This window comes from Brevundimonas sp., from assembly GCF_030656255.1.
GTDB lineage: Bacteria > Pseudomonadota > Alphaproteobacteria > Caulobacterales > Caulobacteraceae > Brevundimonas.
Genome location: NZ_JAUSOE010000033.1, coordinates 13,914 through 27,384 on the forward strand (window position 1 = coordinate 13,914; position 13,471 = coordinate 27,384).

At 66.6% G+C, this 13,471-nt stretch carries 11 protein-coding genes; 3 read left to right on the forward strand and 8 right to left on the reverse strand.

Features of this window, described 5'->3' with window-relative positions; translation table 11 throughout:
• Window positions 1-62: 62 nt before the first annotated feature.
• Window positions 63-2,780: a TonB-dependent receptor gene (locus Q7J26_RS03930; RefSeq protein WP_304935202.1), complete on the reverse strand. Its 2,718-nt coding sequence runs from the start codon at window positions 2,778-2,780 to the stop codon at window positions 63-65.
• Between the two features lie 289 nt (window positions 2,781-3,069).
• Between Q7J26_RS03930 and Q7J26_RS03935 the strand changes: the two genes are divergently transcribed.
• Window positions 3,070-3,798: a cytochrome b/b6 domain-containing protein gene (locus Q7J26_RS03935; RefSeq protein WP_304935203.1), complete on the forward strand. Its 729-nt coding sequence runs from the start codon at window positions 3,070-3,072 to the stop codon at window positions 3,796-3,798.
• Between the two features lie 25 nt (window positions 3,799-3,823).
• Here Q7J26_RS03935 and Q7J26_RS03940 read toward each other — a convergent pair whose 3' ends face one another.
• From Q7J26_RS03940 to Q7J26_RS03960, 5 genes are all read right to left on the reverse strand, one after another.
• The gene (locus Q7J26_RS03940; protein WP_304935204.1) at window positions 3,824-4,525 is read right to left on the reverse strand and encodes a VIT family protein; all 702 of its coding nucleotides are present in this window, start codon (window positions 4,523-4,525) and stop codon (window positions 3,824-3,826) included.
• Entirely contained in the window at window positions 4,522-5,550 is a 1,029-nt protein-coding gene (locus Q7J26_RS03945) for a HAMP domain-containing sensor histidine kinase (protein WP_304935205.1), read from the reverse strand. Before Q7J26_RS03945 ends, Q7J26_RS03940 begins: the two co-directional genes overlap by 4 nt.
• The gene (locus Q7J26_RS03950; RefSeq protein ID WP_304935206.1) at window positions 5,547-6,224 is read right to left on the reverse strand and encodes a response regulator transcription factor; all 678 of its coding nucleotides are present in this window, start codon (window positions 6,222-6,224) and stop codon (window positions 5,547-5,549) included. The genes Q7J26_RS03945 and Q7J26_RS03950 overlap by 4 nt, the downstream gene beginning before the upstream one ends.
• 295 nt (window positions 6,225-6,519) lie before the next feature.
• Window positions 6,520-7,239 carry an alternative oxidase gene (locus Q7J26_RS03955; RefSeq protein ID WP_304935207.1) on the reverse strand — a complete coding sequence of 240 codons (720 nt, stop codon included), beginning with the start codon at window positions 7,237-7,239 and terminating at the stop codon, window positions 6,520-6,522.
• Between the two features lie 11 nt (window positions 7,240-7,250).
• Window positions 7,251-8,291, reverse strand: coding sequence for a sensor histidine kinase (locus Q7J26_RS03960; RefSeq protein ID WP_304935208.1), 1,041 nt, complete (start codon window positions 8,289-8,291; stop codon window positions 7,251-7,253).
• A gap of 166 nt (window positions 8,292-8,457) precedes the next feature.
• Between Q7J26_RS03960 and Q7J26_RS03965 the strand changes: the two genes are divergently transcribed.
• On the forward strand, window positions 8,458-8,775 hold the full coding sequence (locus Q7J26_RS03965; RefSeq protein ID WP_304935209.1) for a hypothetical protein: 318 nt from the start codon (window positions 8,458-8,460) through the stop codon (window positions 8,773-8,775).
• Between the two features lie 27 nt (window positions 8,776-8,802).
• On the opposite strand, the gene Q7J26_RS03970 is transcribed toward Q7J26_RS03965, so the two are convergent.
• Both Q7J26_RS03970 and Q7J26_RS03975 read right to left on the reverse strand, forming a co-directional pair.
• A complete protein-coding gene (locus tag Q7J26_RS03970; RefSeq protein WP_304935210.1) occupies window positions 8,803-9,390 on the reverse strand; it encodes a helix-turn-helix domain-containing protein in 588 nt (195 codons plus the stop codon).
• Window positions 9,391-9,736: 346 nt separating this feature from the next.
• Window positions 9,737-11,080: a metallophosphoesterase gene (locus tag Q7J26_RS03975; RefSeq protein ID WP_304935211.1), complete on the reverse strand. Its 1,344-nt coding sequence runs from the start codon at window positions 11,078-11,080 to the stop codon at window positions 9,737-9,739.
• Window positions 11,081-11,385: 305 nt separating this feature from the next.
• Here Q7J26_RS03975 and Q7J26_RS03980 point away from each other — a divergent pair.
• Window positions 11,386-13,471: TonB-dependent receptor (locus tag Q7J26_RS03980; RefSeq protein ID WP_304935212.1), on the forward strand; the 2,086-nt coding region annotated here is incomplete at its 3' end.

The window sequence follows — 13,471 nt, forward strand, 5'->3', positions numbered from 1 at the left end:
GACAATCTCAAAGAATGAAGGCCCGGCGCGCTGGGGAAACGCGCCGGGCCCCCGCGCCGACGTCAGAAGTCGTACTTCAGCGTCAGCAGGGTGGTGCGGCCGGAATTGACCACGTCCGAAAGCGCCAGGCTGTTACGCCCGACGTGAGCCCAGTAGCTGTAGTCCTCGAACAGGTTGGACACCGACAGGTCCAGCATCACCCCGTTGTCGAAGGCATAGCCGGCGTGCAGGTCGGTCCGGCGGATCGGCCGGGTCCAATAGTCCAGGCCGGCGACGCGATTATAGGCCGTGACCGTCTCGCCCGAGTAGTTCCAGTTCAGGTCGAGCGTCAGGTTGCGCCAGGCGTAGTTCAGCTTGACGTTGGCCAGTTCGTCCGGCGCGTTCTGCATCCGGTGCTTCTCGCCGCCGCCGATGTCCACCTCGGTCCACTGACGGGTGTAGTTGACCCCGGCGCCGAAGCCCGAAAGCCAGCCGGGCAGCATGTCGAAGGCCTGGTACAGCTGAATCTCGACGCCCTTGACGTAGCCGTCGCCGCCGTTGGTCGGCGAGACGATGGTCACCCGATCAAAGATCTCGCCGTTGTACTCGGTCCCGCCGCCGTTCTCGCCGCCGTTCACGGTCGTCGAGCCGTTGTCGTACATGTAGTCCGACAGCTGCTTGTAGTAGCCGCCGACCATGGCGTAGCCGCCGAAGTCGTTGCTCCACTCGGCGGAGGTGTCGAAGTTCCAGGACTTCAGCGTCTTCAGGTCGGGGTTGCCGCGCGTGACGGTGATCGAGTTGTCGCCGCGCTCGGTCGTCTCAGACCCGCCCAGTTGAACCAGGGCCGGGCGCATATAGGCGCGGGTGATCGAGGCCCGGTACACGGTTTGATCGGTCGGTCGATAGTTGACGAACAGGCTGGGCAGCCATTCGTTATATTCGGTCGAGTTGGATTCGAACCGCTGCGCTGCTTCGTCGTTGTTCCAGTAGGTGTTCTCGATCTGGGTATGCTCGTAGCGCAGGCCCGGAAGAACTTCGACCGCGCCCAGGTTCCATTTGCCGGTCACATAGGCGGCGGCGACATTCTCGTCGCCCTTCAGCGTGTTGCAGTTCAGGTAGCAGAGGTCGGCCGCTGCGGCCTCGGCGTCGAAATACTGGTTGAACAGTTCGACCAGACGGTCGTGGTTCACCTTCGGCGCGCGGATGCCGTAGAGGCCGGGATAGGCGGAGTCGAAATAGCCCTCGACCAGACCCAGTTCATCCCAGGTCACGCCGGCGCGGCCCAGCAGGTTGGCGAAATGATCGTTGGTCCAGTCGTGGCTGCTGACGCGGCGGTGGCTCTCGACGTACTTCACTCCGGTCTTGACGTAGGACAGGGCCCCGCTGTCGAAATCATACTGGGCGTCGAAGCGGGCGCCGACCTTCTGCTGGTTCGAGAACTGCTGGGTCCGCTGACCGGCCCGACGGGCCAGAAGGGCGGTTCCCGAGTTGTTGACCAGATTCTGCTGCGCCGCAGTCAGCAGCGGGATCGGATAGCCGTCGGCGTCATAGCCGGCGAACAGGCCGCTGTAGGGCAGGATCGAGCCGGTGTTGTACTTGTCCGACTGGTTGTTGCGCATCGAGGCTTCGATATGGTCCGGGCGGTCGTTGCCGCCGTAGGAGTAGAAGAGCGACGGCGACAGGGTCCAGGCGCCGTAGCGCTTCACGGCTCCGAAGGTCAGGGTGCTCAGGTCCGCGTCTTCGGGATTGGTCGTGTACCAGACCCGCACCGAAGAGTTGGTCAGGTTCAGATCATACAGACCCGTTGCGGCGTTGTAGACGCGGGCGCGGTTCTGGATGAACTGGTTCAGGGTCGAGTTCTGCTGGGTCTCGGCGAAGGCGTAGGAGCCGCGCAGATAGACGTCCAGGCTGTCGTCGGCGCGCCAGTCCAGCGAGAAATTGCCGCCGAAACGCTCGGTGTAACCGGTCGAGACGCCGACGTTCAGGCCGGTCAGGGCGAGGTTGGCCTCCTGGTCCATGCCGTCCGGATTGACGCCTGCGGCCGAGTCCGTCGCCGAATGCAGATAGGCCCAGCCGCCGTCGTTCTGGGCGGCCATCAGGCCCGCGATCATGGAGTTGGCGAAGTTGCGCTTGTCGTAGAAGGCGCTGACATACAGGCCGAACTGGTCGTTCTGGCCGAAGCGGCGGGCGATCTCACCGCTGACGCCGCCGCCCAGACCGTCTTCGTCATAGTCGCGGGCGCGGCTTTCGACCCGGCCGGAAACGGACAAGGACGCGTAGTCGTCGGCCATGCTGAAGGCCGAGGGCGTGACGAAGTTGATCGTGCCGCCGATGGCGTCGCCGTCCATGTCGGCGGTGGAATTCTTGTTGACCACGATGGTCTTCAGGCCCGACGGCGGCAGCAGCGACAGCTGCACCTGACGCGAATAGGGCATGCCCTGAGCGGCGTTGACGCCGTTGATCAGGGCCAGGGTGAACTCGGAGTTCATGCCCCGGACGCCGACGAACATGCCCTCGCCGCGCGAGGCGCCGTCGACGCCGCCGAAGAAGGAGTTGCCGGTGTTCTGGACGCTGACGCCCGGCAGCAGGGCCAGGGCCTCGGCGACGTTGTGAACCGCCGTGTGTTCCAGGTCTTCAGCCGACATCACGCTGACGGCGTTGTCGCTGCGCATCTGGGTGCGCATGGCGTCGTTGCGCGTGCCGACCACGATGATCGTGGCGACTTCGGCCGCGTCCGCCTCGGCGGACGTCTGATCTTGAGCGGCCGCCTGGGCGGCGCCGAATACGGAAAGAAGCGCCATCGAGGACGCAAGAAGTCTGGCTTTGAACGAAAGATATTTCATCGACCGCAGTCCCTGAACCGGAGCTGAGATATGCCCCCAAGCTCAGAGACGCGGTCGGCCACACGACGCGCCGAAACTTTATGAATGCTTCACAATGAACACGCCCAGGCCGATCTGGGCGGCGGCGGTTCGTGGCAAGCCGGTCGTGGGGGCGTGCGACGGCGTGAAGTGACGACGGCGAAGACGGGGGGGTGTCAGGGCGCCGTCAGTTTCGACATGCAGATTTCCGTCCGAACGGAGATCCGCCATGTCAGCCCACCCCACGCCTTCGATAAGAACCGTAAAAGTCTGGGATCCGGGCGTACGCCTGTTCCACTGGACGCTGGTCGCCTCGGTCGCCTTGGCCTTCCTGTCCTCGGAAGAGGAGAGCGCGCTGTCCGCCTGGCATGTTCCGGCGGGATGGACGGCTGCTGTTCTGATCGCCTTCAGACTGGTCTGGGGGATTGTCGGCGGCGAACATGCGCGGTTCTCGAACCTGATCCGGCCGTCCAGGATGGCGGGGCACGTCAAGGGTCTGTTCGCCGGCCGGGTCCATGCGTCCATGGGCCATAATCCGCTGGGCGGGATCGCGGTGGTGGGGTTGCTGGCCCTGACGGCCGCGACCGTCTTCACCGGGGCGACGGGCGGCGAGGATATGCATGAGGTCATCGGCTACGTCTTGCTGGCGATGATCGCCCTGCACGTCGTGGCGGTGGTCGCCATGTCGGTCCTGTCGCGGGACAATCTGATCCGCGCGATGATCACCGGCCGAAAGACGACCGTTCATTTTCCCGACGCCCAGGACGCCGCGCCGCCCGCCCGCGTGGCTGTGCCCCTGGCGGTTCTGGTCGTCGCGGGGTCCGCCTACGCCGCCACGCGGATGGATCCCGGGGCCTTCACGCCGGGCGCGCGCGTTGAAGCGGGTGAAACCGGAGAGGCCGATCAGAAGCGTGAAGGCGGCGAAGGCGACGAGGCAGGGGAGGCGGACGAGGACTGAGGACGTCCCCGCCCGCGTCCCTGTTTCAGACGACGGTTCCGAACAGGTGACCGATCCCTGCGGTCACCGCCATGGCCAGGGCGCCCCAGAAGGTGACGCGCATGACCGCCTTGCCGACGCCCGCGCCCCCAGCCTGCGCACCGAGTCCCCCCAGCAGCGCCAGGCCGATCAGTGCGGATCCGGACACCAGGGCCACCATAAGGGAGCCGGGCGAGACCAGCACGACTGCGAGCGGCAGAATGGCGCCGAGCGAGAAGGTGGCCGCCGAGGTCAGGGCCGCCTGGATCGGACGGGCGGTGGTGTGTTCCGAGATGCCCAGCTCGTCCCTGGCGTGGGCGCCCAGGGCGTCGTGAACCATCAGCTGCCGGGCGACCTCCAGCGACACCGCCTCATCGACACCCCGGCTGCGATAGATGCCGGCCAGTTCGCGGGTTTCGGCCTCCGGGTCCGTCGCCAGTTCGGCTCTTTCGCGCGCCAGGTCGGCGTTTTCGGTGTCGGACTGGGAACTGACGGAGACATATTCGCCGGCCGCCATGGACATGGCGCCGGCGACCAGGCCGGCGACCCCCGCGACCAGGATGCCGGTCTTGCCGGTCTGTGCGGCGGCCACGCCGACGATCAGGCTGGCGGTCGAGACCAGGCCGTCATTGGCGCCCAGAACGGCGGCGCGCAGCCAGCCGATGCGCGCGACCAGATGGCGTTCGGCGTGGCGTTCAAGTCTGCTCATGGTCGGCTCCTGTTTGAAGAAGGAAAGGCGAGGATCAGTTCAGCCTGGTTCGGCCGCGTTGCGATGTGGCCGCCGTGGGCCGCCATTATGCGCGCGACAATGGCCAGGCCCAGTCCCGCGCCGCTGGCGCTGGCGTGATCGCCCCGGCGATATCTCTGGCTCAGCGCTGCGAGGCGTTCCGGCGCGAGCCCGGCCCCGCCGTCGATCACCGAAAGCCGCGCGCCGGGACCCGCCGTCACCGTGACCACGCCGCCGGGCGGGGTGACCCGCAACCCGTTCTCGACCAGATTTCTCAGCGCGGCGGCGACCGCCTCGCGACGGCCCTCGACGACGGCGGCGTCCTTGATCTCCAGGGCCAGAGCCTTGTCATCGTCGATGGCGAGCGCGGCGTATTGCGACACGACTTCCGTCGCGATCTCGCTCAGATCGACCGCCGCCGCTGCCGCAGGGGCCGCCGCCTGTGCATCCAGTTGCGCCAGGATCAGCAGCTGATCGACCAGGCGAGACAGGGCTGAAACATCCCGCTTCAGTCTCTGCCCGTCCGGGGAGTCCAATCTGTCGAGTTCCAAGGCCAGAACCGCCAGCGGCGTCCTCAATTCATGGGCGACGTCGGCGGCGAAGGCCTCCTGGCGTGTCGCCGCCTCGTCGAGCCGCGCCAGGAGGCCGTTGACAGCGTCTGCGAACCCGGTGGCTTCGGCCGGAAAGTCGTGAGCCTCGACCCGAAACCCCTTGTCCGCCGCCTGGGCGGCCTCGATGCGTTCGCCGGCCAAGGCGAGGGGGCGCAGAGAGGAACGGATCACCCACAGGGTCGCCAGGCCCATGGGGACGATCAGCACCAGCAGGGGCGTCACGACGTGATCGGCCACCTCGTTCGCGATGCCGACGAACCGGATTTCGTCGCGCCGGGCGCGGGACGACAGGCCGTATTCCAGACCGACGAACAGCAGCAGGACGCAGCCGCCGATCAGGCTCATCAGGGCGAAGCCGAGCGTCAATCGCTGAAAAATGGACGGCGGCCGGGTCATGCGACGGCGTCCCGCATCAGATAGCCCAGGCCCCGGACCGTATGCAGCACCCCGGTGCAGCCGGCGTCGTCCAGCTTGCGCCGCAATCGCGAGACGGCCATCTCGACGGCGTTGGGCGTGACCGGTTCGTTGAAGGCGTACAGCGACTCTTCCAGCGCGCCCCGCGTGACGACTGAGCCGGCCCGACGCATCAGGGCCTCCAGAAGATCGCCCTCGCGGCGCGACAGGTCGATCGGGACGTCGCCATGCGCCGCCTGGCGCGCGGCGACGTCGAACCTCAGTCCGCCGACTTGTAGAACCGGCGCCATGCGACGGCCCGGCCGACGCAGGATCGCCCGGCACCGCGCCGACAGCTCGGCCGCGTCGAACGGCTTGACCAGATAGTCGTCCGCCCCGGCGTCCAGGCCGGTGACCCGATCCTCCAGCCCGCCGCGCGCGGTCAGGACCAGGATCGGCGTCAGGTCGGCGGCCCGCCGAAGCGCCCGCACCCAGTCCAGGCCGTCGCCGTCCGGCAGACCCAGGTCGAGCAGGATGAGATCATAGGCGGCGCTGGCGGCCGCGTCCGTCGCCCCTGCGATGTCCCGGCGCCAGTCCACCATGAAGCCGTCGCGGGACAGGCCTTCCCTGAGCAGATCGCCCAGTCGCGCCGTGTCTTCAACGAGAAGGAGACGCATGATCGACATCCGTTCCGCCGGCGCCCCGCGTCCAGCCGGTCGTCATCGACATGACCGGATTTTCCCGACGACGCCAGCGCTCAAGGCGCGCGGCCGGCGCCTGCATCATCGCCGGGGACCATGAAGGGATCAGTATCTTCTTCATGGGGGACGCCTCCGGAAAAGGGGTAAGCAGTGGCCGGGCGCAGGCGCGCGGCGGCGTCAGACTGAGCGTCGAACCTGACATCAACCTGACGCCCTCTCCAGCAAGGCGACCGAGGGGGCGGGCGTCGCACCCCCTCCATCACCCCTGTCTTCAGGCGCGGATTTCGGCCGCGTGGGCGGGGTAGGGGGCCGACAGGCCGTGATCGACGGCTTCGCCGTTCAGCGAGCTGGCGAAGCCGTGGTTGACGTCGCGATGGTGGGCTTCATCGGCCCGGACGACAAGCACCACGTCTCGCAGCGTCGCGTCGGGCGCCATCTTCCAATAGTGTTTGGCGATCTCAGGCGCCGGCACATTGGGCGACCGGCCCTCGTCGATCTCCTTGAGATAGAGGGTGTAGCTGATCACGGCCTCTTCCTCGAAATAGCCGACGACCCGGTGGGCGGTGCGGGCCGACACGAGATAGAGCAGGAAGAAGCCCACATAGAAGACGGCCTGGGCGATCTGGATCACCAGCCGCTCGAAATAGGTCGGCTTGGCCACCTCGATGAAGGTCATCAGGTGCATGCGCTCGTTTTCCGCCTCTTCCATCAGGGTGCGGATCCAGCCGTCGTCGTCCTTCATGCGGCGCAGGCAGGTGAGGTGCTGGATCGTCGCCCCGACCATGCCGGGCACGGCCGCGACCGTCTCCAGCACGATGGCGCGGTGGCCGTAGCGTTTGGCGAAGAAGGTGTCGGCGGAAAAGCGCAGCAGCTTGGTGAAGCCCAGGGCGAACCGGTCCGAGAAACCTTGCGGTTCATGATGGACGTCCGGCGCCGCCAGGCGTTCTTCCGCCAGGCCCTGTCGGTCGGGGGATAGGATCTTGTTGACCATGAGATGTCCTTTCAGGACGTGTGAAGGGGGTGGGGAGCGCAGACGACCGACACCCGCACGCCGGGTTCGGCGTCCGTGATGACGACGACCGCGCCGAGTTGGTGGGCCAGAGCCCGGATGATGCCGGCGCCCAGGCCCGGTTTGACGACCGAAGGGTCCGGCGGCAGGCCGACGCCGTCGTCGCAGACCGTCAGGGTCCAGCCCTCGCCCTGCGTCCGATAATCGATGGTGATCCGCCCCGCCCGGTCCTCGGGAAAGGCGTGTTTGATCGCATTGATCAGCAGTTCGGTGACGATCAGCCCCAGGCTGACGGACTTGCCGGATGAAACGATGCTGTCATCGACCGTGACCGACAGCGTCAGCCGGTCATGGTCGCGGATCATCGAGTCGCCGACGCCCCGGCACAGGTCTGTCAGATAGTCCCGCAGATCGACGTCGCCCAGTTCGGCGTCCGAGAGCTGACGTTGGACGGCGGCGACCGACATGATCCGCTGGTGGGCGTCGCGCAGATAGTCCCGGCTCTCGTCGGAACTCAGCTTGCGAACGCCCTGAAGCAGGATGCTGGCGATGATCTGCAGGCTGTTGGCGATCCGGTGCCGCATTTCCTGGATCAGGATCGCCTTGTCCCGGATCAGATCGTCCTTTTGCTGCGCGCGGGCGCGCAGTTCGGTGACGTCCTGTATGGACAGCAGCAACCGAACGCCCTGCCCGTCGCCGTACACCAGACGTTGGGCGTTCAGGACCAGATGTCGGAGGCCTGAAGGCGACGCGAGATCCATTTCGTGAGCCCGGATCGAGGCCTGGCCATAGGTGGTCGCCTTGAGCAGGGCCCAGAGCGGAGGCGTGTTCCACTCGCCGGCGCCCAGATCCGCCAGTTTCACCCCCACAACGGGCCCGGGACCCCTGTCGAAGGCTTCAACGAAGCTCTGGCTGGCCGCAACGATGGACAGATCGCCGTCCAGCAACAGCACCGGCGCGACCGAGGCGGAGATCAGCGAGAGCGCGAGGTTCAGCGCGATGTCTGAAGATGGGGCGAGCGAGGTCATCGACATGGGTGGCCTCCCCCCAAGGGGGCCTGACGCCGGTCCGACCCAGCGGGTCCGATCTCTTGGCTGCATCTGCACACTAGGCCGGTTCGATGACGTCCGCCTTGATCCAGATCACCGACGCCGTCCGTCAGACAGGCTTGAATGGCTCGCACCCCGAAGGAGCCTCCCCATGCCGAAGTCCGCCTTCAAGACCCTCAGCCAGGACCTCCAGGCCCTCGCCGACGAGGCCGGCGATCACCTCAAGGACGCAGCCATAAAAACCGGCGCGGACGCGACCGAGGCCGTGGCCCGATCAACGCACGCCATCGCTCGAGCGGCCGCTCGCCTGCGCGAGGAAGCCGAGGCCTCGGCCGAAATGAGCCGTGATCAGATCGCCGACACGGTGGAGGCCCACCCCGCCGCCGCCGGCGTCCTCGTCAGCATGGTCACCAGCGCGGTCGTCGCCCTCGCGGCGACCTTCGCCCTGGTTCGTCTTTCGCAGTCCTGAGCCCGGCGCCCTGGGTCGCCTTTCGGCTCAAACCTCGCCGAGCGCGTGCTGACGCAGCCGCTCGGGCCGCATGACGACAAGTTCGCTGGGGGAGGGGGTCAAGATCAGGCCTTCACGCTTCATCCGGGTCAGGACGCGGCTCACAGTCTCGATGGTCAGACCCAGATAGTCGGCCACCTCGCCGCGTTTCATGGGCAGCCGCACATGGCCGGGCGCCGTCGGCCGGGCGGGATCGTGACCCGGCAGATCGAGCAGGAAGGACGCCATACGCTCCATCGCGGTCTTTCGGCCCAGCAAGAGCATCTGGTTCTGCGCCGCCGCCAACTCATGGGACGTGCGATGCAGTAACATGTGTTCGAGCGGCGCCGAGACATCGACCAGGGCGCGGAACGGACCCTTGCGAAACCGGCAGACGGTCGAGGGCTCCATGGCTTCGGCGGAGAAGACATAGGATTCGCCGATCGCCAGGCCCAGAAAGTCGCCGGCGAACAGGAAGCCGGTGATCTGGCGTCGGCCGTCGGGCAGAAGCTTGTAGACCCGCAGGGACCCTGAGGTGAGGTTGAACACATAGGGCGCTGCGTCCCCCTCTCGGACCAGGACGGCGCCCGTTTTCAATATGAGGACTTCGGCCAGGTCGCCCAGACGCCGGAGGTCCCGATCATTGACGACGCCGCAGACGGTGAGGGCGCGCGCGCCGCAACTGTCGCAATCAGACGTCTTTGTCCGATCGACACATCCTGGGAGGGGCGGTGGTCGCGGCGCAAGCAAAGGCTTCGTGACGACAACCATAAGTCACGTTGCGCCATATTGTCATGATCGCCTAGTGAATTCCATGATCTGGATCAAACAAGGACCATATCAATATTGTGCCGGATGGGTCCTGGAGCGGGCATTTCTGTATCTAGCTTTGCATTAAGCGGAAGTTCTCAAGGCAAATTTCTACAGCGGCAATACATTTGTCCTAGCCTGCAGGCGAAGACGGGCTTTGGAGCAGGGCGGACAGGGCCACCGGTTTGACCTTCAGGTCCGCGACCTCGGTGAACGCCAGCGACGTCGTCCCGAAATATTCCGCCTGATTGGTTGCGCACCAGTCGGTCGTGACGATACGCGCCGTGGCCCCCTGAGAACCGGCGGTGAGCGCCCCATACAGGAAGTCGCCGGTGCGCTGGTCCAGCGGGATCGGCCGGTCCTGGTTGGCGCGGGCCATGAAGTCCTCCAACTGGGCGCGCGGCGCCTCGGCTGTCATCAGCCGGCCGTCGAACCGGACGATGGAATCGAACATGTATCGGGTGATCGGCCCCGCCGGCGCGCCCGTGCCCAGGGTGGTGTGGCCGATGAAGCCGGCGTCGGCGCCGGCCGCCTGGGCGAAACCGGCGGCGATGCGGCGGCCGGTGTCGCCCAGCGACAGGGCCTCGGCGCCGTGTCCCAAAACCGCGCGGTCCGCGTCCGTTAGGGTCTCCGCCAGGGTCGCGTCGATCAGAGCCTGCAGCCGGGGCGACGACGGGGCGTCGGCGGCGATGGGATGCGAGGCGACGCTGACCGATCCGTCCGCATGGAAGTCCGCCGCCGTATAGGCGTTGGTCCAGGAGCCGGTGTGGGCGTAGGCGCTGCGTCCCTGGCGATGCTGGAACAGCAGATGATCATGGCCGCCGATCATCAGGGATCCGTCCGGCAGCAGGGGCAGCAGGCTGCGGTCGGCGACGACCCCGGCGTGGCTCAGCACCAGGACCGGATCGGCGCCGCGCGTCAGATCGGCCAGATGGGCGTTCGCCCATTCAACCGGCGCCGGGATGGACAACTGGTCGCGCGACGCCTTGGGATAGGTGTTCAGCGCATTGGTCGCCAGGCCGACGATCCTCAGCTTGCGCGCGCCGAACGGCGCCGTCGCGGTCGGGGCGGCGTAGCCGGCGTCGGTCCGCGCATCGACGATGTTGCTGACCACGATCACGCCCAGGCCGCGCATCCGGGCGACGACCTGGGCCAGGTCCGGCGTCAGGTCGTTGTCATGATTGCCCAGATTGACCACGGTCGGCGCGATCTGGACCGCCTCAGCCAGAAAGGCCCAGTCGATGACGCCGCCCGACCGCACGGACACGAGGTTGCCGTGTTCGAAAATGTCGCCGTCGATCGCGATCACATGCGGAACCGGCTGGGACCGGACCTCGGCCTCGAACGCCGCAAGAAGTCGGGCGGTCCGTTCATAGGCGGAGTGCATGTCCGCTATGGCCAGCACCCGACCGACGACGGGGCTTCGTGTCGCGGCCGACAGACTGGACGCCATGCTGGGCGCCAGGCTGGACGTCAAGGTCGCCGCTCCAGCGAGTTGAAGCAGCCGGCGGCGGGAGGGCGTGACGAAGGACATGGGGGATACTAACGGTGTCGATACGGTTGCGGAACCGAGTCACGCACGCCTTCATTTTCGCACCCACAGCCAAGCTGCACAATGGCGCGTTCGGTCGGATGCGTCGTTCGGGACACGATTGTCACGCCCCTGTGTCCGCGTCTTCAAAGGTTCAAGATTCAGGCGCGGTCTCGACTGGCGCGGCGCCTTCAGAGGTCTTACGGGCTCGCGCGACATCTTCCTCCCCATGTCGCCAAGGATACATTCGCATGCTTCGCCAAGCCCTGCTCGCCGCCACCGTCAGCGGCCTCGCCCTGCTGACCGCAGGCGCGGCCTTCGCCCAAACCGCCGACGCCGCCGCTGAAGCCACCGGCGTCGACGACATCGTCGTCACCGCCCAGCGCCGCAGCGAGAACATCCGCGACGTGCCCTTCGCCGTCACCGCCCTGAACACCCAGACCCTGCAGGACATCTCCGCCGGCGGCGCCGACATCCTGTCGCTGTCGGGCCGCGTACCCAGCCTTCAGGTCGAAAGCTCGAACGGCCGTTACGCCCCGCGCTTCTACATCCGCGGTCTGGGCAATGTGGACTTCGACTTCACCGCCTCGCAGCCGGTTTCGGTGGTGTTGGACGACGTGGTGCTGGAAAGCGTCTATCTGAAGGGCTTCCCCCTGTTCGACGTCCAGCAACTGGAAGTGCTGCGCGGTCCCCAGGGCACCCTGTTCGGCCGCAACACCCCGGCGGGCGTGATCAAGATCGACACCGTCAAGCCGTCGGACGAATTCACCGGCTTCGGCTCGCTGACCTACGGCAACCTGGGTTCGACCCGCGCCGAGGCGGCCGTCACCCTGCCGGCCTCCGAGACCCTGCAGGTGCGCGGCGCCTTCCTGTGGAACCACCGCGACGACTGGGTGAACAACGCCTACAACCCGTCCTTCGCCGATGCGAACGATGACGATCTGGGCGGGTTCGACGACGTCGCCGCTCGCGTCCACGTCGCCTGGACCCCGACCGACCGTCTCTCGACCCTGCTGACCCTGCAGGCCCGCGACTATGACGGCACCGGCACGATGAACCGCGCCAACGCCCTGACCAAGGGCTCGAACGAACTGAACGGCAACTTCGACCGCGACACCGTCTATTACGATGGCGGCCGCAACAACTTCCAGAAGCAGAAGACGACCTCCGAGTCGCTGCAGGTCGCTTATGACTTCGGTCCCGCCACCCTGACCGGCATCGTCGGCGCCTACCAGGGTTCGTCCTCGGGCGACGGCGACATCGACGGTGGCGTGGCCAGCGCCGCGGCGACCGCCCCCTACAAGACGCCGTTCAACTCCGAGACCGGCACCCTGTCCAGCGACCTGCGCCAGAACACCTATGAACTGCGCCTGTCCTCGAACGGCGACACCCGCCTCGGCTGGCAGGTCGGCGCCTTCTATTGGGACGAGCGCATCAACCTGGTCTCGGGCACCTTCAACGGCGTCGGCGGTCTTCAGCCGACCAAGGTCACCGACATCACCCAGAAGTCCGACTCCTGGTCGGTGTTCGGTCAGGCGCACTATCAGCTGACCGAGGCCCTGAAGGTGACGGGCGGCCTGCGCTACACCGACGACAGCCGCGACTATCAGGGCCGTATCCTGATCGGCACGCCCGTCGGCGGCCAGGGCGCCGTCTCGGTCGGCGACGAACAGGTCAGCTGGGACGTCAGCGCCCTGTATGAGGTCAATGACAGCCTCAACCTGTTCGCCCGCGTGGCCAAGGGCTATCGCGGTCCGTCGATCCAGGGCCGCAACCTGCCAGTCCTGACGACGGCCGAGTCCGAAACGGTCATGTCCTATGAGGCCGGCTTCAAGGCCCGCCTGTGGGACGGTCGTGCTCGCCTGAACGGGACCGCCTATGTCTATGAAGTCAGCGACATGCAGTTCACCGCCATCGGCGGCGCGGACAACTCCAACCGCCTGATCAACGCCGACAAGGGTGAAGGTTACGGCCTGGAACTGGACGGCGACATCTATCTGGGCGCGGGCTTCAGCCTGTCGGCCGGCGCGGCGTGGAACCACACCGAAATCAAGGACAGCGGCCTGCTGGTCGCCATCTGCGGCTCGAACTGCACCGTCACCGACCCCATCGTCACCGTGGGCACGACCCGTCGCGCCAATGTCGACGGCAACCCCTTCCCGCAGGCGCCGGAATACACCGCCAATCTGACGCTGAACTATGTTCTGCCTCTGGGCGACGACACCGAGTTCTTCGCCTCGACCGACTGGGCCATGCAGAAGGACTTCAACCTGTTCCTGTATGAATCGGTCGAGTTCATGGTGGACACCAACTTCGAAGGCGGCCTGCGCGCCGGCT